This is a genomic window from Curtobacterium sp. LFS079 (assembly GCF_047977865.1).
In the GTDB taxonomy this organism is placed as follows: domain Bacteria; phylum Actinomycetota; class Actinomycetes; order Actinomycetales; family Micrococcaceae; genus Arthrobacter.
In genome coordinates, this window is sequence record NZ_JBFPFO010000006.1 from 90,991 (window position 1) to 113,863 (window position 22,873).

At 65.8% G+C, this 22,873-nt stretch carries 19 protein-coding genes; 7 read left to right on the plus strand and 12 right to left on the minus strand.

Annotated elements, in window-relative coordinates; translation table 11 throughout:
• The first annotated feature begins 9 nt into the window (after positions 1-9).
• Positions 10-528 (plus strand): gamma carbonic anhydrase family protein, encoded by a 519-nt coding sequence (locus tag ACNQPB_RS12075; RefSeq protein WP_498751965.1) that lies wholly within the window; start codon positions 10-12, stop codon positions 526-528.
• Positions 529-605: 77 nt separating this feature from the next.
• On the opposite strand, the gene ACNQPB_RS12080 is transcribed toward ACNQPB_RS12075, so the two are convergent.
• Positions 606-2,342 carry a flavin monoamine oxidase family protein gene (locus ACNQPB_RS12080; protein ID WP_498751967.1) on the minus strand — a complete coding sequence of 579 codons (1,737 nt, stop codon included), beginning with the start codon at positions 2,340-2,342 and terminating at the stop codon, positions 606-608.
• Positions 2,342-3,781 carry an amino acid permease gene (locus ACNQPB_RS12085; RefSeq protein ID WP_498752213.1) on the minus strand — a complete coding sequence of 480 codons (1,440 nt, stop codon included), beginning with the start codon at positions 3,779-3,781 and terminating at the stop codon, positions 2,342-2,344. Before ACNQPB_RS12085 ends, ACNQPB_RS12080 begins: the two co-directional genes overlap by 1 nt.
• A 187-nt stretch (positions 3,782-3,968) precedes the next feature.
• On the opposite strand from ACNQPB_RS12085, the gene ACNQPB_RS12090 reads away from it, so the two are divergent.
• Positions 3,969-5,642, plus strand: a complete 1,674-nt coding sequence (locus tag ACNQPB_RS12090) for a PucR family transcriptional regulator (RefSeq protein ID WP_498751969.1) — start codon at positions 3,969-3,971, stop codon at positions 5,640-5,642.
• Positions 5,643-5,676: 34 nt separating this feature from the next.
• On the opposite strand, the gene ACNQPB_RS12095 is transcribed toward ACNQPB_RS12090, so the two are convergent.
• The 10 genes from ACNQPB_RS12095 to ACNQPB_RS12140 all read right to left on the minus strand — a co-directional run bounded on the left by ACNQPB_RS12095 (position 5,677) and on the right by ACNQPB_RS12140 (position 15,591).
• The gene (locus ACNQPB_RS12095; RefSeq protein ID WP_498751971.1) at positions 5,677-6,327 is read right to left on the minus strand and encodes a GntR family transcriptional regulator; all 651 of its coding nucleotides are present in this window, start codon (positions 6,325-6,327) and stop codon (positions 5,677-5,679) included.
• A gap of 75 nt (positions 6,328-6,402) precedes the next feature.
• Positions 6,403-7,857 carry an NAD-dependent succinate-semialdehyde dehydrogenase gene (locus ACNQPB_RS12100; protein ID WP_498751972.1) on the minus strand — a complete coding sequence of 485 codons (1,455 nt, stop codon included), beginning with the start codon at positions 7,855-7,857 and terminating at the stop codon, positions 6,403-6,405.
• Between the two features lie 29 nt (positions 7,858-7,886).
• Positions 7,887-9,023, minus strand: a complete 1,137-nt coding sequence (locus tag ACNQPB_RS12105; RefSeq protein WP_498751974.1) for an FAD-dependent oxidoreductase — start codon at positions 9,021-9,023, stop codon at positions 7,887-7,889.
• A 15-nt stretch (positions 9,024-9,038) separates the two neighbouring features.
• Positions 9,039-10,448 (minus strand): NAD(P)/FAD-dependent oxidoreductase, encoded by a 1,410-nt coding sequence (locus ACNQPB_RS12110; protein ID WP_498751976.1) that lies wholly within the window; start codon positions 10,446-10,448, stop codon positions 9,039-9,041.
• Positions 10,449-10,461: 13 nt separating this feature from the next.
• A complete protein-coding gene (locus ACNQPB_RS12115) occupies positions 10,462-11,196 on the minus strand; it encodes an SDR family NAD(P)-dependent oxidoreductase (protein WP_498751978.1) in 735 nt (244 codons plus the stop codon).
• Positions 11,197-11,265: 69 nt separating this feature from the next.
• Positions 11,266-12,372 carry an alanine racemase gene (locus tag ACNQPB_RS12120; RefSeq protein WP_498751980.1) on the minus strand — a complete coding sequence of 369 codons (1,107 nt, stop codon included), beginning with the start codon at positions 12,370-12,372 and terminating at the stop codon, positions 11,266-11,268.
• Between the two features lie 39 nt (positions 12,373-12,411).
• Complete coding sequence (locus tag ACNQPB_RS12125) at positions 12,412-12,897, minus strand: RidA family protein (protein ID WP_498751982.1); 486 nt, start codon at positions 12,895-12,897, stop codon at positions 12,412-12,414.
• 42 nt (positions 12,898-12,939) lie between these two features.
• The gene (locus ACNQPB_RS12130; RefSeq protein ID WP_498751984.1) at positions 12,940-13,626 is read right to left on the minus strand and encodes a haloacid dehalogenase type II; all 687 of its coding nucleotides are present in this window, start codon (positions 13,624-13,626) and stop codon (positions 12,940-12,942) included.
• 150 nt (positions 13,627-13,776) lie between these two features.
• Positions 13,777-14,736, minus strand: a complete 960-nt coding sequence (locus ACNQPB_RS12135; RefSeq protein WP_498751985.1) for a prenyltransferase/squalene oxidase repeat-containing protein — start codon at positions 14,734-14,736, stop codon at positions 13,777-13,779.
• A gap of 57 nt (positions 14,737-14,793) precedes the next feature.
• Positions 14,794-15,591: a nitrilase-related carbon-nitrogen hydrolase gene (locus ACNQPB_RS12140; protein ID WP_498751987.1), complete on the minus strand. Its 798-nt coding sequence runs from the start codon at positions 15,589-15,591 to the stop codon at positions 14,794-14,796.
• Positions 15,592-15,830: 239 nt separating this feature from the next.
• Here ACNQPB_RS12140 and ACNQPB_RS12145 point away from each other — a divergent pair, with 239 nt between their 5' ends.
• The 5 genes from ACNQPB_RS12145 (at position 15,831) to ACNQPB_RS12165 (ending at position 22,872) form a co-directional block, all read left to right on the plus strand.
• Positions 15,831-17,039 carry an ROK family transcriptional regulator gene (locus tag ACNQPB_RS12145; protein ID WP_498751989.1) on the plus strand — a complete coding sequence of 403 codons (1,209 nt, stop codon included), beginning with the start codon at positions 15,831-15,833 and terminating at the stop codon, positions 17,037-17,039.
• A 152-nt stretch (positions 17,040-17,191) separates the two neighbouring features.
• On the plus strand, positions 17,192-18,778 hold the full coding sequence (gene mmsA / locus ACNQPB_RS12150) for a multiple monosaccharide ABC transporter ATP-binding protein (protein ID WP_498751990.1): 1,587 nt from the start codon (positions 17,192-17,194) through the stop codon (positions 18,776-18,778).
• 21 nt (positions 18,779-18,799) lie between these two features.
• Positions 18,800-20,089, plus strand: coding sequence for a multiple monosaccharide ABC transporter permease (mmsB, locus tag ACNQPB_RS12155; RefSeq protein WP_498751991.1), 1,290 nt, complete (start codon positions 18,800-18,802; stop codon positions 20,087-20,089).
• 74 nt (positions 20,090-20,163) lie between these two features.
• Positions 20,164-21,258, plus strand: coding sequence for a substrate-binding domain-containing protein (locus ACNQPB_RS12160; protein WP_498751993.1), 1,095 nt, complete (start codon positions 20,164-20,166; stop codon positions 21,256-21,258).
• Positions 21,259-21,432: 174 nt separating this feature from the next.
• Positions 21,433-22,872, plus strand: a complete 1,440-nt coding sequence (locus ACNQPB_RS12165) for an ABC transporter permease (RefSeq protein ID WP_498751995.1) — start codon at positions 21,433-21,435, stop codon at positions 22,870-22,872.
• The last annotated feature ends 1 nt before the right edge of the window (position 22,873 follow it).

Sequence of the window (22,873 nt, forward strand, 5' to 3'; positions counted from 1 at the left end):
CTTGCCTGCATGGCTCCCATTTACACCTTCGCCGGGGACACCCCGGAGATCCATGAAACCGCCTTCGTGGCACCGAGCGCGTCGATCATCGGCAAGGCCAGCCTGGCCGAAAACGCGAGCGCCTTCTACGGCGTTTCCGTGCGTGCGGACACCGCCGCGATCCGCGTAGGCGCGGGTTCGAACCTGCAGGACAACGTGGTGCTGCACGCCGACCCCGGCTTCCCGTGCACCGTCGGCGAGCGGGTCAGCGTGGGCCATTCCGCCGTCGTGCACGGCTGTACGGTGGAGGACGACTGCCTCATCGGCATGAGCGCCACCATCCTCAACGGCGCGGTGATCGGCAGCGGCTCGCTCGTGGCCGCGGGCGCCGTGGTGCTCGAAGGAACAGTCATCCCGCCCCGCTCCCTCGTGGCAGGCGTCCCGGCGAAGGTCCGCCGGGAGCTCAGCGACGAGGAGTTCGACGGCGTCAAGCACAATGCCGCCCACTACATGGAGCTCGCGGCGGCCCACCGGGAGATGCACGCTTAAGCAAAATGCGGGGCCTGCTTTACGTCCTTTGAGGGTTCCAAAAGGCGTAAAGCAGGCCCCGCAACGTTAAGGCGAGCCTAGTCCAGGCTCACCGGGCCGTACTCCGCCAGCAGTTCACCCGGCCCGGGGTTCCCCGGGGAAGAGGCGCCGCCCAGGTGGTTCACTACGCCCCACACGGCGTTCAGGCCGGTGGTCACGGCACCTTCGGCCCAGCCGGCGGTCCACGAGACGTCATCGCCGGCCAGGAAGATGCCACGGTGGCCAGCCTCGAGCCCGGATTGCTCGAAGTGGGTGTAGAGCCGCTGCTGGTAGCGGTAGTGGCCCGGCAGGTTGGCCTTGAAGGCGCCCATGAAGTTGGGGTCGGACTCCCAGGACACGGTGATCGGCTGGCCCACGATGTGGCTGCGGATGTCCAGGCCCGGGTAGATCTGCTCCAGCGAGTGGATCATGAGGTCGGCACGCTGTTCGGCGTCGAGGCTCAGCCACTTGAGGGCGTCGTCGTTCCAGGTGTACGAAAGCAGGATGACGGCGGGCTGGTCCGGGCCGTTGTCCAGCAGGTAGGTGCCGCGGGTGAGGCGGTCGGTCAGGGTCATGGACATGACTTCCCGGCCGGTCTGCGGGTCGCGGTCCTTCCAGAACGGGCGATCCACCATCACGAAGGTCTTGGAGGACTGCATGTAGTGGGAGCGCTCGATCGCGGTCCACAGCTCCGCCGGGAACAGGGCTTCCTCGGTCTTGATCCGGGTGGAGAGCAGCCATGACTGGCAGGTGGTCACCACGGCGGCGTACTCGCTCGTCCGGCCCCAGCGCTCGGTGACGGCGATCCGCGGGGTGGGTGCGCCGTCGTCGTCCTTCACGCGGGCGATCCCCGCCACGGCGCCGCGCGGCGAACCGGAGTGCAGGGACGCCAGGGAGGTGCCTTCCGGCCAGTGGGCCATGCCCGAATCGCCGCTTCGCGTCGGCTTGTGGTTCCAGAGTGCCTCCGGCAGCCGCTGCGCTCCCCCGGCGATGCCACGGTGGTGGTCGTCCGCGTCGGTGTAGACCACGCGGAGGATTTCCAGGATGGAGTTGGGGAAGTCGGTGTCCCAGCCGCCGGTGCCGAAGCCCACCTGGCCGAAGGCCTCGCGGTGCGCGAAGCCGGCTTCCTTGAAAGCCCGGCTCTTGGCTACGAAACCGGAGAAGGTCTCCTCGTCGAAGTCCTCCAGCAGCCCGTTCCACAGTTCCTTGATGCGGGCCGTGTCGCGGGCCCTGATGGCTTCCTGCATTTCCTCGAAGCGGGCGTCCTCGCGCAGCGCGGCCCGCCAGGCCTCGGCCACCTCGTGGAAGAACTCCGGGAGGTCCCCGGCCGTTTCGGCGTAGAACTTCTCGCCCTTGAGTTCGATCACGGTGCTGGAGGTGGGCGGCGCCAGCGGGTTGGGGAAGTCCTGGGTTTCGAGGCCGAGCAGCTCGATGTAGTGGTACAGGGCCTTGCTGGAGACCGGGAAGCGCATGCCGCCCAGGTCCGCCACCACGCCGGGAGCGGCCGGGAAGGACGCGGTGCGCAGTCGCCCGCCGATCTGGTCGGCCTCGTAGACCACAGGCTTGAGGCCGAGCTTCATCAGTTCGTAGGCGGTGACCAGCCCGGACACCCCGGCCCCGACGACGGCCACCTCGGTTCCGTACAGCTCCTCCGGGACGCTGCCCAGGCCTGCGGGGTGCTGCAGGTAGTGGTCGTAGCTGAAAGGGAAGTCCGGGTTCAGCATGGTGATCGGTGCGGCTGCCGGCCTCGCGGCCTCGTCGGCCCTGGTTGCGGGCAGTTCGGTGGCGGTGGTCATCAGAGTCCTGCCTTCGCGGTTTCAGGGTCGGCTTCCAAGTCGGTGGCCCCGGCGGATAGTTCACGGTAGTCCTGCTCGCTGAGGGCGGCTACCTTCGAGTTGCGGCGCCCATAGCCGAAGTAGAGGGCGATCCCAACGAGCATCCACGCCCCGAACACCAGCCAGGTCTCGGCACCGAGATTGGCCATCAGGTAGGCACACATCAGGGTGCCCAGGATCGGGGTGAAGGGATACAGCGGGACGCGGAAGTTGCGCTTGAGGTCCGGACGGTTGCGGCGCAGGTAGATCACGGCCACGTTCACCAGCGCAAAGGCGAAGAGGGTGCCGATGCTGGTGGCGTCCGCGAGCGCCCCGAGCGGGATGAAGCCTGCAGTGAGCGCGACGGCGATGCCCACGATCAGGGTTCCGGCCACCGGAGTGCCGGTGCGGCGGGAGACGCGGCCGAAGACCTTGGGCACGAGCCCGTCACGGGACATGGAAAGCAGGATGCGGGTCTGTCCGTAGAGGACGGTGAGCACGATGCTGGCGATGGCCAGCACGGCGCCCACGGCGAACACCAGGGCGATCCACGGCTGGTGGGTGGTCTCCTCGAGGATCTGCACCAGGGCGGCTTCGGTACCGTCGAACCAGCCCCAGGGGCGGGCGCCGATGGCGGCCACGGCCACCAGGACGTAGATGCTGGTGACGATCACCATGGAGAGCATGATGGCCCGGGGCAGGTCGCGCTTGGGGTTCTTCGCTTCCTCACCGGCCGTGGAGGCGGCGTCGAAGCCGATGTAGGAGAAGAACACCCGGGAGGCTGCGGCGGAGACACCGGCGGCGCCCATGGGCATCAGGGGCTCGAAGTTACCGGCGTTGAAGGCCGTGAAGGCCACGGCACAGAAGAAGACAAGGATGCCCACCTTCATGACGACGATCGCGGTGTTGATCCAGGCGCTTTCGCGGGCGCCCCGCACCAGCAGCACCATGGCCAGCAGGACGATCACCACGGCGGAAATGTTCACCGCTCCGCCCTCGGCCGGAGCCAGCGCGAGGGCGTCCGGCAGCGACAGGCCGAAGGCGCCGAGCGTTTCGTTCACGTACTGGCCCGCACCCACCGCCACGGCGGCCACGGACACGGCGTATTCCAGGACCAGGCACCAGCCGCAGATCCAGGCCATCCCTTCGCCCATGGTGGCGTACGAGTAGGAGTAGGAGGACCCGGCCACCGGGACGAGTCCGGCCATTTCGGCGTAGGACACGGCCGAGAGCAGGGCCGCGAATCCGGCGATTACGAAGGAGATCCAGATGGCGGGGCCGGCCAGCGGCACGGATTCGCCGAGGATCACCAGGATGCCGGTGCCCAGGGTGGCGCCGACGCTGATCATGGTCAGCTGCAGGACGCCGAAGCTGCGGCGCAGCGGGGCGCCGCCTTCGCCGTTGCCGGCCTCCTCGACCATCTGGTTGATCGGCTTGCGGCGCAGCAACTGCGCGCCGAGGCCGGGCTTGCCGGCGGGGGCCTTTGTTGCGGGGTTGGCGGACACAGTCACCGTTGACGTCCCTTCGAAGTCGTTGCGCTTTCCTCGGTCAACGCTATCTTGTGAGCCAGCTCTCAAGTTGGTGCAAAGTGACCTATAGTCAACTTACATGAGACGTAATGCACCCGAGGACCCGGCTGCTGGCGGGGCGTCCGACACGGCAGCCGGTGCCCCTTCGCCCACGCCACCGCAAGGGCCTTTGGGCGCGGTTACGCTGGAACAGCTCCTCGCCCAGCTACCGGCAGGCATGCGGATCCTCCACAACGGCGGCCGGAGCAACGGAGAAGCGGAACCGCTGCGATGGGTGGAACCCAGCGAACTCGAAGACCCCACGCCGTATGTCCCCGAAGGCGAGTTCCTGCTCACCGCCGGTTTGCCCTTCAGGGGCGACGGCGGCACCCCGGAACGCATCGACGCCTACGTCCGGCGCCTGGTGGAGGCGAAAGTGCGGGCCTTGGGCTTCGGCGTCCGTCCCTATTTTGACGAGGTCCCCGAGAGCCTGCTCGAGGCTTGCCGCTGGCACGGCCTCACCCTGATCGAAATCCCCGAGTCCATTCCCTTCGCAGCGATCGGCCTGGAATTCTCGCAGCTGCTGGAATCGGACAACGCCCGGGTGTTCCGCCAGCTCGCGGAGATCAACCGGCAGCTGATGCGGGCGGTCCTTTCCCCCCGACCCGAACACGAGCTCCTGGCCGCCCTGGTGCAGCGGGTGCCGGTGTGGGCGCTGCTGTTCGGGGCCGACGGACGGGTCCGGGCGCGGGCGCACAGCGCCAGCGCCGGCGGCAGCACCGCCGTCGAGCTTTCACTCCTGGAACCGATGCTGCAGCGCCTGCTCTCCGGTAGCGGTCCGCGCGTGGAGATGGACAGCTTCGAACATCCGGGCTCGGCGCTGGTGTTCGGCCACCCGTTGCGCAGCACTAAGGACGCCAACCTGGGGGCGCTGGTCCTGGGCTCCGACGATGCCCTCACGCCCGCGCAGAACAACGTAGTGCAGTCGGTGGTGGGCCTGCTGGAGCTGCTCGTCCGGCAGCGCACCAGCGGTTCGCTCGCGCCCAGCCAGCTCGCGACGGCGCTGCTGCTGCACCCGGACAGCCTGTCCTCAGGCGGCACCCGGCACGTCAACGGCCTCAAGGACCTGCTGGCGCAGAGCCTGTCCTCCAGCCGCTCCGCCGCCGTCCGCGTGGTCCAGGGCATCAAGTCCGACTCCCCCGATTGGCCGGCCGGTGACAGCCCGGTGCGCGAGCTGCTGCAGTGGCGGCGCCTGTTCGACACCAAGCTCGTCGAAATCACGGACTACGGCTTCGCCGCCGTGACCCGGCTGAAGGTGGACGATGCCCTCGTTTCCGAGGTCGAGAAGCTTGGCTGGCGCCTGGCGATCGGCGACGCCGCGGAACTCGGGAGCCTGCCTTCCGCCTACCAGCGGGTGTCATCACTGCGCTCGAAGGTGCAGTCCAGCGGGCGCAGCGCCCGAGTGGACGAGGTCAGCTGGAGCGTCACGGGACTGCTCGGCCGGGAGGCCGGGACCATGCTCGCCGCCCGCCTGCTGGAGCCGGTGTTGGCGCTCGACGCCGGGAAGCGGGACCCGCTGCTGACTGTCCTGCGCGGCTGGCTGGCGGAGAACGGGAGCTGGGACGGATCCGCCAAGCGCCTGGGCCTGCACCGCAACAGCGTCCGACGGCAGATCGGCCAGGTGGGCGAGCTGTTGGGCCGGGACCTCAACGACGCCCAGGTGCGCGCCGAACTGTGGATCGCGCTGCAGTACACGGACGGGCTGCCGAACTAGGAAGCTTGGGCCCGGGGGTCGCGTCCAACCTTGGTCAGAGCCCAGCCCCTAGTGCATTTTGGAATTGGCTGGCCAGTTCCTGACGGAAGCCGTCCATGTCGCCGTCCACCACCATTGAAGCCAGTTTTTCATGCTCGACGGCTATGTCGTGCAGGTCGCTGTACGTGCGATGGTCAACCGCGAGGTAAAGGCGCAGCTTGGTCTCCCAGCCATTCCACATATTTTGCAGGGCGCTGTTCCCCGAGAAGTCGTAGAACAGCCTGTGGAAGCGAAGGTGCGCGTCAATACTGGCAGGAATATCGTTCGTTTCCGTGGCCCGGTGCAATTCCTCGACGGTTTGCATCAGCCGGTCCCGCTCAGGACCCCGCAGCGTTTCCGCTGAGAGCTCGGCGGCGTAGGGCTCGACAAGCACGCGGATTGCGGCGATTTCGGCGACTTCTCGGTCACTCACCTCCACAACAAACGATCCACGGAAGGGGATCCGTTCGACCAGCCCTTCCTCCTCCAGCCGGGTGAGTGCTTCCCGCAACGGTGACCGGCTGATCCCGAGGTCCGTGGCAATGCGGGTTTCGCGCAGCTGACCGCCGGGGGGCACCGTTCCGTCAAGGATGGCGGTGCGCAGGACGCGGTAGACACCATCCGGCGTGGTGGTGCGCTGCTCGTGCCACGTGAACTTGTCGTCCATGTCGCCGCCTCTCTTCGTCGATTGTCGATTATATCGGCCAGATCTCCGTGGCCCGGAGATCCGGCCGGGCACTACCTAGACGGCTATGGCGGTGTACTTGATCTCCAGGAATTCTTCGATGCCGACCTTGCCGCCTTCCCGTCCAAGGCCGGACTGCTTGATCCCGCCAAAGGGTGCTGCGGGGTTGGAGACGAGCCCGGTATTGATGCCGACCATGCCCACTTCCAGCTCCTCCGAGAACCGCAGGGCCTTGTCCATGCCCTGGGTGTAGACGTATCCGGCCAAACCCCACTCAGTGTCGTTCGCCATGCGGAGGACCTCGTCTTCGCTGTCGAAGGCGGTGATGGCGGCGACGGGCCCGAAGATTTCTTCGCTCATCAGCACGGCATTGGCAGGCACGTCGGTCAGGACGGTTGGCGCGTAGAAGTAGCCTGGTCCCCCGGGGAGCATGCCGCCGGTAAGGACGCGGGCACCCTTGGTGAGAGCGTCGGTAACGAGCGCGTGCACTTTGTCCAGGCCTTTTTGTTCGATCAGCGGCCCGACCTGCGTACCGGGATGCGCTCCATTGCCCACCTGAAGTTCAGACATCTTCTTCGCGAACTTCTCCCCGAACTCCTCGACTACGGAGCGGTGGACGAAGAAACGGTTCGCGGCGGTGCAGGCTTCGCCCATGTTGCGCATCTTGGCCTTCATGGCGCCGTCGACGGCCTTTTCGATGTCGGCGTCGGCCAGGACGATGAACGGGGCGTTGCCGCCCAGTTCCATCGAGGAACGCATGACGTTGTCGGCCGCCTGGCGCAGCAGGGCCTTGCCGACCTCGGTGGAGCCTGTGAAGCTGACCTTGCGGGCAATGCCGCTGCCCATCCACGTCCCCACCACGCTGGAAGCACGCGACGTCGTGACAACGTTCAGTACGCCGTCGGGAAGGCCTGCCTCCCGGAAGATGTCCACCAGCGCGAGGGACGTCAGCGGCGTCAGCGCGGCAGGTTTGAAGACCATGGTGCAGCCCGCGGCGACTGCCGGGGCGATCTTGCGGGTTCCCATGGCCAGCGGGAAGTTCCACGGCGTGACGAGTACGCAGGGACCGACCGGTTCCCTGGTCACCATGACACGGGTGCCGCCGTCCACGGAGGTGGCGTGGTCCCCGCCCACGCGCACGGCTTCCTCGGAGAACCAGCGAAGCATCTCAGCGCCATAGGCCACCTCGCCCCTGGCCTCGGCGAGCGGCTTGCCCATTTCCGCGGTCATGATTGCGGCAAGCCGGTCGGTGTTGGCCACAACCAGCTCATAGGCACGGTACAGGATGTCGGCGCGGACGCGGGGAGTTGATTTCGCCCACTCTGCCTGGGCACGGCCGGCGGCCTCGATGGCGTGGGCTGCATCGTCCGGGCCGCCGTCAGCCACCTGGGCGATGACTTCGTTGGTGGCCGGGTTCTCCACCGGGAAGGTGGCCGCATTCGTGGTTTGTCGCCAGGCGCCGTCGATAAACAGTCCGGTGTTGAGGCTGCTGGGGTCAAAAGAGACAGTCATGTCACGCTTTCAGTTGATAGTCGGGTGGGTTAGTAGTTCGTGTTGAACCGTTCCGGACGCATGAAGTCCAGTCCGGTGAAGTGGCGTTTGCCAAGTGCTTCGTTGGCGGCGACGTGGCCAAAGCCGGTGGCGTTCTTGAAGCCGCCCCCGCTAAATCCGGCAGCACAGTAGATCCGGCTGTTCTCTTCCATCCAGCCGAGGAGGGGACTCCTGTCCCGGGTGTAGAGCTCAGGGAAGGCATCCGAGCGGACAATGGTGGGGATAAGGCCGGGGAGAAACTCCATGACGGTTTCTGTGGTCTCTGCGATTTCCTCCGGCGTGAGGTCCCTGGGCACGGAGTCGGGGTTGGGGGTTGCCCTGCCGCGCCCGTCCAATGTTGCCTTGACCGTCACCCCATCGACGGCAGGTGCCCCGTACATGGAGCGGTTCTCGTACACCCGGCTGAAGGTGGTGAAGTTCTCCGGCGAGAACTGCGCGCCGTCCTTGGCGACGAACCAGGTCAGGATGAGCCGCTTGGTCTCCACAGCAGCCTTGAGGTACTCGGGCATGAGCTTCTGAGCCCAGCCGCCCGCGGCGACGATGACCTTCTCGAACGTCCATCTCCTGTCGCCGGACATGACGACGACGCCCTGTTCCGTTTCGGTGATGCTGTCCACGGGGGTGTTCTGATGCACGGTGGCGCCGTTGGCCTGGGCCGCCGCGACGGCGGCGGTGACCGCCCGGTCGGTGCGCAGAACGCCCGCCCGGGGGTCATAGACGGCGATGTCTTCGGGGCGCAGGTTGTGCTGGGGGTAGCGTTCCGCCAGATCCTCGTGGCTGAGGACCTTGTAATCGGCACCCGTAGTGCGTGCCGTTTCGAGGACGCTGGTGATGTAACTGCCGTTCTCCGTCCCGATGGACAGGCCGCCCGTGGGCGTGAGGATCTCCTGCCCGGTATCGGCCTCGAGTTCTGCCCAGAGGCTCCGCGACCGCTCCATGATGGGGTAGAAACCGGGGTTCCCGGTGTAGATCATCCGGAACAGGCGGGTATCCCCGCCCACGGCGCTGCGGCCGTGGGCCGGGGTTGCGGCTTCGAAGCCGACGACCGAGCCGGACAGCTTGGAGGCCTGCCAGAGCGCCATGCTGCCGATGCCGCCGAGGCCGATGACGGCAAGTTTTGCGTCCATGTTGCCAAATCTCCCTTACTCGTGAAGTCCGGCGAGCCTGCTGCCGAATCGGGCCAGCAGAGAGGTCTTGGTGGAATCCCTGCGCTCTTCCCATTGGTCTGCAAATCCGAAGAGGCGGTACATGCCGTGAACACCTAGCCAGCGGATGGGCTCAGGCTCCCAGTTCCGCGCGCGATACCCGACCCAGGGAAGTGTTGTGCGCTCCGTTTCCTGTTCGAAAGCCAACTCTGCGAGGGTCCTGCCACCCACGTAGGCAGCTGTGACACCATGCCCTGCGTAGCCGGTGGAGGATCCGATCCCGGAGGCCGGATCCCAATGCACGCCGCCGTTCCAGTCACGGGTGACGCCCAAAACTCCGGACCAGGCGTGGTCCACCTCGAACGGGATTCCGGGGAAGAAGGAGCGAAGCTTTGTAGAGATCAGGTCAATTGTGGACTGGGCAGTTGAGCCAGCTCCCCCTGTGCCCGAACCGTAGCGGTACGGCACTCCCCGGCCGCCGATGGCGATGCGGCCGTCCGCCGTTCGCTGCGAGTAGACGAAAGTGTGTGCTGAGTCGCTAAGGCACTCAAGCCCGTTCCAGCCGATCTGCTGCCATGCGTCCTCCGACAACGGCTTGGTCACGATCATCGAGGAGTTGATGGGTATCAGCGTCCTGCTGCCAAGCAGTTGTCCGGAGTATCCCTCGGTGCAAATGAACGTTTTCGCCGCGGTCACCCGGCTCCCATTGGCCAGGGTGAGCGTCGAGCCGTCGATGCTGCCAACCCGGCTGCCTTCATAGATGCCCACGCCCATGGAAGCCAGAGTGTCAGCGAGACCGTAGACAAGTTTGGCTGGCTGAATCCGGGCGCAGTGCCTGTAGAAGAGCCCGCCGTGGACTGTGGAGATGTTGATCTTGTTCTGGAACTCGTCCCGGTCGAGCAAATAGACATCGTCTTCGCTCAACCCGTATTTCCAATCAGCGTCACGCCTGCCTACCAGCCGGCCCAAACCCGCCTCAGTGTGGGCAGCGACGAGCGCGCCGCCCTTGTTCTGGTCGGCGTCGATGCCCTCGGCCTGAAGAATATCCAGGACGGAATCGACGCCGGCGACAAACTCCTGCTGTAACGCACGGCTCGCCTCCACCCCGCCCCCGGAGGCGTTGGCAAACGTGGCACGGTTTCCTGGAGGCATGGCCGATAGCCAACCGCCGTTCCGTCCGGAGGCGCCGTAGCCGAGCTGCTCTGCCTCAAAAACCGCGACCGAAAGTGACGGCTCGAGCTTCTTGGCGAAGTACGCAGCCCAAAGGCCTGTGTAACCGCCACCGATGATCGCCAGGTCTACTGAGTCACCGCCTGAGAAGCGGGGGTACGAGGGCCTCTTGTCCGCAAGTCCGGCCATCCAGAAGCCGAGCTCTCCGTTTCGGGGTGTTGCCGCCAGGGCTGTCATTGTTTGTCCCTCTCTAAAAAGCGGTGTATCCACCGTCGACGGGAAGGACCGCTCCGGTGATGTAGGAGGATTCTGACGACGCCATGAAGAGCACAGCGTCGGCGATCTCCTCGGGCGTGGCGAGGCGTTGGAGCGGGATCTGTCCCTCACGCTCGCGGCGGTAGGCCTCGGGATCGGCCCGGCGCTGAAAAGATGCCTCGATGACGGGTGTGACCGTCAGGCCCGGGGCGACGACATTGACGCGGATGTTGCGCGGGGCCCACTCGATCGCGGCGCCCTTGGCAAGCATGATGAGGCCGCCTTTGGCCGCGGAGTACAGGACTTCATCGGGCTTGCCGACCATGCCGAGCCTGGAGCTGACCAGGACGAACGAGCCTCCCGCGGCGGGCATCAGGGGCGCGAAATGCTTCATCATCAGGAAGGCGCTGAGCAGGTTGCTGTGCAACACGTTCTTCGCGTCCTCGTAGGCCATCTCCGTGAGCGGGCCGCTGACCTGCAGGCCGTGGTTGAGAACCACGACGTCCACGGTGCCGAACGACTCGGCCGCCTGGCGCGCCAGGCTTTCGACGAAGGCCTCGTCGTTAAGGTCTCCAGGGAAGTACAGATCATCCGGCCGGGCGCTCTCGAGGTGCTCCCGGCGGCCGGTGAGGAGCAGCCGGGCTCCTTCGCGGCGGAAGTGGGAACTTACTGCTTCCCCGATTCCGCTGCTGGCTCCGGTTACCACGGCTGTGGTCTTATCTAGTCTCATAATGGTCACTCCTTCGTGATGTATTGCTTGGTTTGCCGACCCCGGGACCGGCGCCCCGTCTAGGACGGATCAGCTAAGAAAGCCCCGGGCGTCCACCCGCCACCGCTCCAGCGACGAGCCCGTGCTGTCCGTGACAATCAATTCCTCAAAATTGATGACGACCGGGCAGACGTGGTTCGGCACGATCGGGAGAACGGTGCCGATGCCGGGGCGGAAATCGCCGGCCGGCAGCGGGAGAAACCCGTGATATTCGTTGAGCTTGGACAGGACTGCTGACGTGCCGGGGACGGCGCCGTAGCCGATTTCGGGATTGCCTTCGCGGCTTAGGGCTTTGGTGCCTACATCGAGAATGACCTGCCCTGGAACCCAGTCGCTGACCACTGTGCCGGCAACGAACAGGGCAATTTGGTCTTCCGTGCAGGCTCCGAGCCTGGCGTTGTTCAAGTCGTTGAAAACGTACTCACCCGGGCGGATCTCGGTGATCACGCTGCTGGTGGAGTATTCAACGGTGGGTGTGGAGCCCGCACTGACCACCTCTGCGCTGATCCCAACCGCGTTGAAGCTGCGCACTGCGGTGGTCAGGGCGGCGTCCTGGTCCATGGCGGCCCGCCTGCGCGCGTCCCGGCTGGAGCTGCCGTGACCTGGATAGGTGAAGACACCCACCGGCACAAGTCCGCGCTTGCGGGCAGCGGCTGCGAGGTCGCCGGCGGCCTCGGGCGGCGCACCGGAACGACGCGCACCGCAGTCGACCTCGATCACGACCTGCAGCCGATCGGCTTCAGTTCCCATCGCATCGGCAAGGGCATCTATAGCGGCGAAATTGTCGACGCCGACCCGCAAGCGGGTGGTGACGGCAAGTTTGCGGATCCGCAGGCCTTTCGTTCCCGAAGGCCAGATCGGGTAAGCGATGAAAATATCGTCGAAGCCTGCCGCGGCGAACACTTCGGCCTCACCAACGTTTCCTGCGGTGATTCCGACAGCTCCGGCTTTGACCTGGCGACGGCCGATTTCGACACACTTATGTGTTTTCACGTGCGGCCTGACGTCGAGGCCATGCTGGGCTGCGAAGCCTTGCATGCGATCGATGTTGTCCTGCATCACGTCGACCAGAACGATCGGCGCAGGGGTGTCAACCCGCCCGACGAGGGCGCTGAGTGCTCCCTGAATACGGTTCACGTTTGTTCTCCTCATGAATTTGCCGCCAACACGTCCGCCCTAAACGGCTGTACAGATCATCTGGATCTCCACAGGAGTGTTCAGCGGCAGGCCGGCGGCACCGATTGCGGTGCGGGCGTGCCGCCCGTTTTCACCCAAGACCTCGATGAGCAATTCACTGGCGGCGTTGGCGACTTGGGACTGCAGGCCGAAGTCCGGCGGGCTGGCCACGAAGACCAGCATCTGCACGATCCGGACCCGGTCCAGCTCTCCCACCGCCTGCACAGCGGCGGCAAGGCAGTTGAGCGCCGCATGGCGCGCGAGCTCCTTGCCCATCTCCAGGTCCACGTCCCGGCCGACGATGCCCTGGCCCAGCAGCACACCATCCTTGTAAGGCAGTTGTCCCGAGATATGGATGCTCCCGTCCACCGCCTGGTGGTGGACGAAGTAGGCGTTGCCGTCGAGCTCGGGCAGCTCCAGGCCCAGGGCCTGGAGCCGCTCTGAGGCCGTGTCGCCTTTTACGGTTTGAGGTAGTGGCAGACTCATGCCGCTACTGCCTTTCTGCGCATCACTGTCTCTCTTCTCCGCTTAGGAAGCAGGACGCGGCAAGCCAAAGAGGACGGGGAGATCGGCGATGTCAGTGATCCGCTCGTAGCCGAGCCAGTGCTCATCCTGCTCGAAGCCCCGGTCTACATAGACCTTATTCTTGATGCCCATAACGGCCGCGGAGCGGTGGTCGTACATTGGGCTCGCGGAGACGTGCACGAGCTCGTCCGGGGTCACCCCGAGCTTCTCGAAAAGGTAGTCAAACGCGGCGAGGCGCGGCTTGTAGCAGCCCATCTGCTCGGCCGTGATGACCACCTCGAAGGGAGCCTTGAGGTTCTCCGCCAGACGCTCAGCCTGCGCGGTGTCGCTGTTGGTGATAATGACAAGCGGGACAGCCTCCGCCAGGCGGTTCAGGGCCTCGGTGACGCCTGGGTAGGGGCCGAAGGTGGGGATCCGCTCGTACACCTCGCGCGCTTCGTCCTCGCGGTACTCCAGGCCGACCTTGCGTGAGGCGCGCTCCATTGAGTTCGCGACGATCTGGTGGAACGGCTTGTAGTCGCCCATGCACTCGTCGATCCGGTACGCCTTGCAGATCCGCAGGTACTCATCGGCGAGCTCGGCCGGAAGCCGCTCGCCCAGGACCTCACGCATGGCGTCATTGATCGCGAACTTGATGAGCGTTCCGTTCATGTCGAACGTGACGAACTTCGGCTTGTTTTCGAATGCCATCTTTTCCTCCAGATGTTGGGGGCGTGCAGATCGTCGATTGTCGACGATACTCCCTGTCGATTGTCGACAATACGCCCGATGGTTGTCGGTTGTCAACGATTTCGCCGGTCCCGCTGCCCAACAGCCTGGCGGCTTGTTAACAACCGGGATCTAGCGCGCTTCCCACCATGCCAGCACACGTGTGCCATAAAAAGTGAGCCACTTGGAAGGCTCGCCGGCCGGCACGTCCACCTCGAACCAGGCCTCGCCGGGATGGCGCAGCTCCTGGATCCAGCGACCGTCCGGACCGCGGGCGGCACGGATGATGTCGATTGCGTCGGCAAGGCGCGGATCGGGTTCCGTGCCGTCGTGGAGCGCCGCGGCACGGAAGTAGTCCGCCGCGTTCAGCGCGCTGTAGAACCAGCGGAACGGGTAGGCGAAATGGCTGGCCCAGTGTGCCACCTGCTCCCCAGTAGACAAGCGGTACAGCAGGCGCCGTTCCAGCAGGTACTCCTCGCCCCCACGGCGGGCCGCGGTCAGGTCTCCGCTGCCGAAACCGGCCTGTTCGTAGTACAGCAGGCCCTTGAGGGAGTTGATCGTGGAGTGGAAGGACGAGCGCGTGGAGCCTTCCACCCAGTCGCAGTTCCAGCCGCCGTCGGGCAGCCGGTGCTCCACGAACCAGCGGGCCAGCCCGGAAACATCCGCCCCCAGCCAAGCCCCGTTGGCCAGCGTGTAGGCGTTGATGCAGCAGTCCACTTCGCCGCCCCAATAGGGCAGGTTGTCGTATTCCCAGCGGCTGTTGGCCTCGAGCAGTTCCGCGGTGCCCGCCAAGGCACCGGCGTCCAGGCCCCATTCGCGCAGGGCATTGAGCGACCAGGTGGTGGCTGTCCAAGGCTGCCCGGGTTCTTCGGATGCGAAATCATGCCCGGCAGGGAAATACGCGCCGCCTGCCCATTGGCCGTCCGGATCCTGCCGGGCGATCAGCCGGGCGCCGAAGCCTTCGCGGGCAACGCGTTTGCGGCTGTCCTGCCACACCTCGGGCGCGGCGCCGGCGAGGTCGCGCTCCACCTGCCAGCGCAGTGCAGGGTCCGAATCCAGCAGCCAATCAAGCAGGGCAGGTTCAACGGCCATGGGCGGGAGGCTACCAGCGGCCGCAGCGGCGGTCCATGGCCTCCCGTTAGCGGGTCGTCAGGCTTCCCATTCCCGATACACGGCGGGACGCCGTTCGCGCAGGTACGGCACTTTCTCCCGCGCGGCCCGGGCATCTTCCGCGGACACTTCGGCGAACAGCAGCGCAGGTCCATCGCCGGCCGCGGCCAGCAGCGCACCGTCGGGCCCTGCCACCACGCTGCCGCCCGCGAAATCGCAGCCATCCTCGTGTCCGCTGTGATTGGCGTACGCCACGGTGAGCTGGCTCTCGAGGGCCCGGGCCCGGATCAGCACCTGCGGGACGGCGTCGAACCCGGCGGACAGCGCCGTCGGCACCAAGAGCAGTTCGGCACCGCGGACCGCGGCCGCGCGCACGGCCTCCGGGAATTCGACGTCGTAGCAGATCAGCAGGGAGGTCCGCATTCCCTCAAAGTCGACGACGGCGGGGGCCTCCGACGCCGGGCTGAATGCCTTGCGCTCGTCCGCACCGAAGAGGTGGACCTTGCCGTAGTCGAGCAGGGTTGCGCCGGTACGGTCCAGCAGGGTGGCGGTGATCCGGCTTCCGCCCCGGCCGTCGCGCGCGGGCAGGCTGTACACGAGGCCGATCCCGTGCCGGCGCGCAGTCCCGGCGAGGCGCTCCCGGAGTTCCGGCAGTGCCGCGTAGTCGAATTCCGCGTCGATACGCAGGGGCGCGTAGCCCACGGGGAAAAGTTCGGGGGTAAGCAGCAAGGAGGCACCGGCCGCGGCAGCCCGGCCGGCCGCATCATCGATGGCCGCCAGGTTCGCTTCGACGTCCAGGACAGCAGCGTTTGCCTGCAGCACGGCCAGCAGCATCATTACCCCTTCAATGGCTCTCGGTTGTGCTCCCACGATACGCATCACCGCCCCTGTACCTTTCGGACGATTGGACCCAAGCCGACCCATTTCGGGATGGAACGCACTACTTCTTGGCATCGTCCGGACGAGCGTCCGGGGCCTCGCCTCGGGCCGCACCCTGGTTGGTCGCACCAGGGTCGCATCGCGTTCGCTTGTGTTAACTTCTTGACTACAAATGTGCCTTGGTGCAGGCTTCTTAAATGCCCGCAACGACGCGCTCGGCAACGAGCCCCCACAAGACCCCCGGCTCGCAATCCGCCCCCGGGTCCCAATCGGCGCTGCGCCACCTCAACCAGCAGCGCCTCATCGAATGCCTGCTCAGCGGACCGGCCACCCAGGCCGAGCTTTCCCGGCAGACCGGCCTCTCCACGGCCACGGTGTCCAACATCGTGAAGATCATGCAGGGGGCCGGGCTCGTTTCCACGGAACCGGTGACCAGCTCGGGGCGCCGGGCACTGAGCGTGCGGCTGAACAGCCGCGGCGCGGTCGCCGTCGGAATCGACTTCGGCCGCCGCCACCTCCGCGTCGTCCTCGCTTCACTGGGATACCAGGTGATCGCAGAGGAAACCGTCACCCTCCCCTTGGGCCACCACGCGGAGGAAGGCATCGCGGCCGCCGTCGAACTCCTGGAAAAGCTGCTCAACGAAAACGGCGTCGAACGCCGTGCGGTGGTGGGCGCGGGGGCCGGCATTGCCGGGCCCATCGACCGCCGCAGCGGAACCGTGGCACAGGGTGCGATCCTGCCCGAATGGGTCGGATTCCACATCCTCGAGCGCCTTGAACGGGCCCTGGAAATGCCCGTGTACGTTGACAACGACGCCAATCTCGGCGCCCTGTCCGAAGTCACCTGGGGGCCGCACAACGGGGTGGGCGAGCTCATGTTCCTGAAGGTCGGCTCCGGCATCGGCGCGGGGCTGATCGTCAACGGTGCGCCCTACTACGGGGCCGTGGGAATCACCGGTGAAATCGGCCACGCCACCATCCACGAATACGGCGCCATCTGCCGATGCGGGAACCGCGGCTGCCTGGAAACCGTGGCTTCCACAAGCACCATGATCGAGCTCCTCAGCAAGAGCACAGGCATGAGCCTCGAACCGGAAGACATCGTGCGCAACGCCCTGGCCAAGGATCCCGCAACCCTGCGCGTGATCGACGACGCCGGCCTCGCCGTCGGCCGCGCTCTGGGAAATGTGGCCAACCTGATCGGGCCGGAGGTGATCGTGGTGGGCGGCCCGCTGGCCGGGCTCGGCGAAACCCTGCTCGGCCCGATCCGCCGCGGTCTGGTCCGCCATGCGGTGCCCGTTGTCAGCGAAACCACCCGGCTGACCATGTCCTCCCTCGGGGCGCGCGCAGAGGCCCTTGGCGCGGCCGCCCTCGTATTCCAGCACGCGGGGATCAGCACCGGCTGACGACCGGAAACCGACGCGACCGTCACCGTCCCCGAAAAAGTCTTGCGTTCAACTCTTGACGACAAGACCGGTGATCCAGTTTACTTTTTCCTCAGACAGCCCCGGATTCCTTCCGGGAGACAACGACGTCATGCATTGGAGGCGTAGGGCCTATGACGACACCCACAACGCACAAGGATCCGCTGATCTTGGAAATGCGGTCCATCACCAAGGAGTTCCCCGGGGTGAAGGCCCTGTCGGAAGTGAACCTCCGGGTCAAGGCCGGCGAAGTACACGCGATCTGCGGCGAGAACGGCGCCGGCAAATCCACCCTCATGAAAGTCCTCTCGGGCGTCTACCCCCACGGCAGCTACAAGGGGGACATCGTCTACCAGGCCGAGGTGCAGGAGTTCAAGGACATCCGCGCCAGCGAACACGCGGGCATCGTGATCATCCACCAGGAACTGGCACTCATCCCCGAGCTCTCCATCACGGAGAACATCTTCCTGGGCAACGAACCCACCAAGCGGGGCGTGATCGACTGGGCGGAAGCCCGCCGTCGTTCGATCGAACTGCTGGCCCGCGTGGGGCTGCGCGAAAACCCGGACACCCCCGTCAAGGAGATCGGCGTCGGCAAGCAGCAGCTCGTCGAAATCGCCAAGGCCCTGAACAAGTCGGTCAAGCTGCTCATCCTGGACGAGCCCACCGCGGCCCTCAACGAATCCGATTCCCAGCACCTCCTGGACCTCATCCTGGGCCTCAAGGGCAAGGGGATCACCTCGATCATCATTTCGCACAAGCTCAACGAGATCGAACAGATCGCCGACTCCATCACGATCATCCGGGACGGGAAGTCGATTGAGACCCTGGACGTCAAGGGCGACGGCGTGGACGAGGACCGGATCATCAAGGGCATGGTGGGCCGCTCCTTGGAATCCCGTTTCCCGGACCACACGCCGGATATCGGCGAGGTATTCTTCGAGGTCAAGGACTGGACCGTGGGACACCCGCAGGTGCCGGACCGGCTGGTCTGCAAGAAGTCCAATTTCACCGTGCGGCGCGGCGAAATCGTCGGCTTCGCAGGCCTGATGGGTGCCGGGCGCACGGAACTGGCACGGAGCGTCTTCGGCCGCTCCTACGGCAACTACATTTCCGGCAGCATCTATAAGAACGGCAAGGAACTCCACGTCAGGAACGTTTCCCAGGCCATCGGCGCCGGCCTCGCCTACGTCACTGAAGATCGCAAGGTCCTGGGCCTGAACCTGCTGGACGACATCAAGACCACCACCGTCTCCGCCAACCTCAAGGCCATCACCAAGGGCTTCGTGGTGGACGAACGCAAGGAATTCACCATCGCCGAGGGCTACCGCAAGAGCCTCCGGACCAAGGCTCCGAGCGTGAACGAAGGCGTGGCCAAGCTCTCCGGCGGGAACCAGCAGAAGGTGGTGCTCGCCAAATGGATGTTCACCGACCCGGACATCCTGATCCTGGACGAACCCACCCGCGGCATCGACGTCGGGGCGAAGTACGAGATCTACGGAATCATCCAGGAGCTGGCCAACCAGGGCAAGGGCGTGATCGTGATCTCTTCGGAACTGCCCGAGCTCCTGGGACTGTCCGACAGGATCTACACGATCTTCGAAGGAGCCATCACCGGCGTGCTGGACAAGAAGGACGCCACCCAGGAAAGCCTGATGAAACTCATGACCTCCGCGGCGCGACCCGGCAACGGTGCCGCCGCCCAGACTCTGACCGCATAGCCTGCAAGGACGGAAACCCATATGAATGCACTCAAGAGGATCTTCGGCGGTGACACCCGGCAGTTCGGCATGATCATTGCCCTCGTGGCCCTGGTCCTGTTCTTCCAGCTGTTCACCAGCGGCAAGGTCCTGACCCCCACGAACATGATCAACCTGTTCAACGGCAACTCCTACATCCTGGTGCTTGCGATCGGCATGGTCATGGTCATCATCGCCGGCCACATCGACCTCTCCGTCGGCTCGGTCGCGGCCGCCGTCGGCATCGTCGTCGCCATCGCCATGCGGGACTGGGGCATCCCCTGGTACCTGGGCATCGTCCTGGGCATTGTCCTGGGCGCGGTCATCGGCTCCTGGCAGGGATTCTGGGTGGCCTACGTCGGCATCCCGGCCTTCATCGTGACCCTGGCGGGCATGCTGCTGTTCCGCGGCATCAACCAGTTCGTCGGCAAGTCCCTCACGGTTCCCGTGCCGGACGAATTCCGTTCCATGGGCGCCGGCTTCCTGCCGGAAATCGGCGACTTCGCCCGCTACAACTGGCCCACGGTCATCCTTGGCGTCCTGCTCATCGTGGGCGTCGTCTACCTGGAATTCCGCCGGCGCCGCCTCGAGGCCAAGACCGGCAGCACCCCCGATCCCTTGTGGGTTCCCCTGGTGCGGCTCGGCCTGCTCGCCGCAGCTGTCCTGTACGTGACCTGGCTGTTCTCCACGGGCCGCTACGGCACGTCCTTCCCGGTCTCGGGCCTGATCCTGGTGGGCCTGGTGGCCCTGTATGCCTTCATCACCACCAAGACGGTCCTCGGCCGCCACGTCTACGCGGTGGGCGGCAACCGGCACGCCGCAGAGCTTTCCGGCGTGCGGTCCAAGAAGATCAACTTCCTGGTCATGATGAACATGTCCATCATGGCTTCCCTGGCCGGCATGATGTTCGTGGCCCGCTCCACCAGCTCCGGCCCGGCCGACGGCGTGGGCTGGGAACTTGACGCAATCGCGGCAGTCTTCATCGGCGGCGCGGCGGTCTCCGGTGGCGTTGGTACGGTCATCGGCTCGATCGTCGGTGGTCTGGTCATGGCGGTCCTGAACAACGGCCTGCAGTTGCTGAGCGTCGGTGCCGACATGCAGTCCATCATCAAGGGCCTCGTCCTGCTGGTCGCCGTCGCCATTGACGTCTACAACAAGAGCCAGGGCCGGCGCTCGATCATCGGGATGCTGATGAACGGCCTCAGGAGCAACCAGCCCGTCATTACGGCGGACGAAACCACAAAGACCCGCGACGTCATCGCTACCCCCGAGCCGGCGGAACCCGCCAAGTAAACCCGCGACGGCGCCAACCGGTGTCACCGGAAAAGGCTGGCACGGCGCCATTGGACACAGAAAGAGAATCAACCATGCGTAAAATCGCAAAGACCCTGACCGTCCTCGCGGCAGTAGCAACGCTCTCCCTCACCGCCTGCGGCCGTTCCGACTCCGACTCCCAGGTAGCCAAGGCGGGAGCCACCCTCAGTGGCTTCCCGCAGGACTCGGTGATCGGCGTCGCCCTCCCCAAGAAGACCTCCGAAAACTGGACCCTCGCAGAAAAGCTGTTCAACGACGGCCTGTCCAAGGCCGGCTTCAAGCCGAACGTGCAGTTCGCCAACAACGGCGTTTCCGAGCAGCAGAACCAGATCTCCACCATGATCACTTCCGGCGCCAAGGTGATCATTGTCGGTGCCGTGGACGGAGCCCAGCTGGGAACCCAGCTGCAGCAGGCCAAGGATGCCGGCGCCGTCATTATCGCCTACGACCGCATGCTCACCAACACCAAGGCCGTGGACTACTACGTGGCCTACGACAACTTCAAAGTCGGCGAGCTGCAGGGCCAGGCCCTCCTGAACGGCCTCAAGGCCAGGAAGCCCAACGGACCCTACAACATCGAGCTTTTCGCCGGTTCCCCGGATGATGCCAACTCGAAGGTCTTCTTCGACGGCGCCATGAGTGTCCTCAAGCCCAAGATCGACGACGGCACGCTCAAGGTGGTCTCTGGCCAGGCCGACTTCCAGAAGGCCGTGACCCAGGACTGGAAGCCGGAAAACGCCCAGCGCCGCATGGACGCCCTGCTCTCCGGAAGCTACGCCTCCACCACGCTGGACGGCGTGCTCTCCCCGAACGACACCCTGGCCCGGGCCATCCTCGAATCGGCGAAGACCATGAGCCCCCTCCCCATCGTCACCGGCCAGGACTCCGAGCAGGAATCCGTGAAGTCGATCATGGCAGGGAAGCAGTACTCCACCATCAACAAGGACACCCGCAAGCTGGTTGAGCACGCGATCACTATGGTCAAGGACCTGCAGCAGGGAGTCGCGCTGGAGATCAACGACAACCGCAACTACAAGAACGAGTTCAAGCGCGTCCCGGCGTACCTGCTTCCTCCGGTCATCGTGACCAAGGAAAACGTCAAGACCGCCTACGTTGACGATCCGGTGCTCGGCCCGATCACCAAGTAGCACCTTTGCCAGGAGATGCCCGGTCCCCAAGGGGGCCGGGCATCACTCGTTTAAGGCTTCGACGTGGGCTTCACAGCGCAAACATAGCTTCGTGCAGTTATCCGCACAGGCGGGGACGGAAATGTTGGATCCGACGCCGGCGCTTCCGGCCGGCAACAGATCCCTAGGAGAACCGTGAGCGTCCTTGCCCGCAGCGTCGGCAATGCCTTCCGCAACAAAATCAGGACGGCAGCCGTGGTGGCGGTGCTGGCCGTCGCCATCGGGCTGGCCCTGTCCATGCTCGTCGCCAACCAGGCCGTGGGAGCCAAAGTCGAGGAGCTGAACGCGTCCGTTGGCACCGTCCTCACGGTCAACCCGGCCGGCGGGCAGGGCTTCGAAGGCGGCGGCGAGCCCCTCACAGCGGCCGAAACCGCTACCGCAGCCGCAGTCCCCAACGTCACGTCCGTGGTGGGAACCAAGGCGCTGCGGCTGCGCACCGAAACCACGACGGCGGACACCGCCAACGCTGCCGCCGGCGCCGCCCAGCCCGGTGCGGGCGGACCCGGCGGGCAGGCGGCGAGCGTCACCACCAGCCTGGCAGCCGCCGTCGACGCCGGGACCCTCGGCAACCGCAACAACGGAGGCAGCACCAGCAACGGAACAGGCACCGGCACCAGCAACGGCACAACGCAAACACGCACGTTTACCCTGCCCATCACCGCCACCGGCATCGCCGCCGAGGTGGACAGCGCCGGCAAGGCCCTGGACATCACCAGCGGCACCGGCCTGGGCAACTACTCCGCGGCAAGCACCAAGGCCCTCGTGGGAACCACCCTCGCGGAGAAGAACAAGCTGAAGGCCGGCTCCACGTTCACCATCGCCGGCAAGACCTTCACCGTCGCGGGTATTTTCGACGCCGGCACCACCTTCGGCAACAACGCCGTCTACCTGACGCTGCCCGAAGCCCAGGCCCTCGCCGAAACCCCCGGTGAACTCTCCAGCATGGTGGTCACCGTCAACAGCATGGAAAACGTGGACACCACGAAGACCGCGCTCCAGTCGGCTCTCGGCTCCGGCAAGGCCGACGTCACGCAGGGTCAGCGCAACCTCCAAACCGCGGTCAGCTCCCTGGACAGCGTCAAGGGAATCTCCCTCGTCGCCTTCATCGCGGCCCTGGCCACGGCGGGACTCATCATCCTGCTCATCATGGTCCTGCTGGTCCGCGAGCGCCGCCGCGAAATCGGCGTCCTGAAAGCCATCGGGGCGCGCAACCGCACCATCGGCCTGCAGTTCGTCCTCGAAGCCCTTGTCCTGGTGGCACTCGGCAGCGTCGTCGGTGCGGCGGTTGCGTCGTTCGCCAGCGGAAGCATCGCCTCGGCGCTGATCAGTTCCAACAGCACCACCGGAGCAGCCGCTGCCCAGCGCGGGCCCGGCGGCTTCGGCGGCGGCTTCGGCGGGCAGGGCGGACCTTTCGGGGGCGCGTCCCAGCTGCTCAGTTCGGTCACGGCGACCGCCTCCCCCGGCGTGATCGCAGCCGGCATCGCAGCTGTCTTCGTGGTCGCCATCATCGGCTCCCTCGTCCCGGCCCTGCTCACGGCCCGCATCCGTCCCATCGAAGTCCTCCGAGGAGAATAGC

Bases quoted from the DNA above. Each gene is read 5' to 3' on its own strand.
- ACNQPB_RS12075 (WP_498751965.1), top strand. From the start codon at position 10: ATGGCTCCCATTTACACCTTCGCCGGGGACACCCCGGAGATCCATGAA.
- ACNQPB_RS12080 (WP_498751967.1), bottom strand. From the start codon at position 2,342: ATGACCACCGCCACCGAACTGCCCGCAACCAGGGCCGACGAGGCCGCG.
- ACNQPB_RS12085 (WP_498752213.1), bottom strand. From the start codon at position 3,781: ATGGTCGAGGAGGCCGGCAACGGCGAAGGCGGCGCCCCGCTGCGCCGC.
- ACNQPB_RS12090 (WP_498751969.1), top strand. From the start codon at position 3,969: ATGAGACGTAATGCACCCGAGGACCCGGCTGCTGGCGGGGCGTCCGAC.
- ACNQPB_RS12095 (WP_498751971.1), bottom strand. From the start codon at position 6,327: ATGGACGACAAGTTCACGTGGCACGAGCAGCGCACCACCACGCCGGAT.
- ACNQPB_RS12100 (WP_498751972.1), bottom strand. From the start codon at position 7,857: ATGACTGTCTCTTTTGACCCCAGCAGCCTCAACACCGGACTGTTTATC.
- ACNQPB_RS12105 (WP_498751974.1), bottom strand. From the start codon at position 9,023: ATGGACGCAAAACTTGCCGTCATCGGCCTCGGCGGCATCGGCAGCATG.
- ACNQPB_RS12110 (WP_498751976.1), bottom strand. From the start codon at position 10,448: ATGACAGCCCTGGCGGCAACACCCCGAAACGGAGAGCTCGGCTTCTGG.
- ACNQPB_RS12115 (WP_498751978.1), bottom strand. From the start codon at position 11,196: ATGAGACTAGATAAGACCACAGCCGTGGTAACCGGAGCCAGCAGCGGA.
- ACNQPB_RS12125 (WP_498751982.1), bottom strand. From the start codon at position 12,897: ATGAGTCTGCCACTACCTCAAACCGTAAAAGGCGACACGGCCTCAGAG.
- ACNQPB_RS12130 (WP_498751984.1), bottom strand. From the start codon at position 13,626: ATGGCATTCGAAAACAAGCCGAAGTTCGTCACGTTCGACATGAACGGA.
- ACNQPB_RS12135 (WP_498751985.1), bottom strand. From the start codon at position 14,736: ATGGCCGTTGAACCTGCCCTGCTTGATTGGCTGCTGGATTCGGACCCT.
- ACNQPB_RS12140 (WP_498751987.1), bottom strand. From the start codon at position 15,591: ATGATGCTGCTGGCCGTGCTGCAGGCAAACGCTGCTGTCCTGGACGTC.
- ACNQPB_RS12145 (WP_498751989.1), top strand. From the start codon at position 15,831: ATGCCCGCAACGACGCGCTCGGCAACGAGCCCCCACAAGACCCCCGGC.
- mmsA (WP_498751990.1), top strand. From the start codon at position 17,192: ATGACGACACCCACAACGCACAAGGATCCGCTGATCTTGGAAATGCGG.
- mmsB (WP_498751991.1), top strand. From the start codon at position 18,800: ATGAATGCACTCAAGAGGATCTTCGGCGGTGACACCCGGCAGTTCGGC.
- ACNQPB_RS12160 (WP_498751993.1), top strand. From the start codon at position 20,164: ATGCGTAAAATCGCAAAGACCCTGACCGTCCTCGCGGCAGTAGCAACG.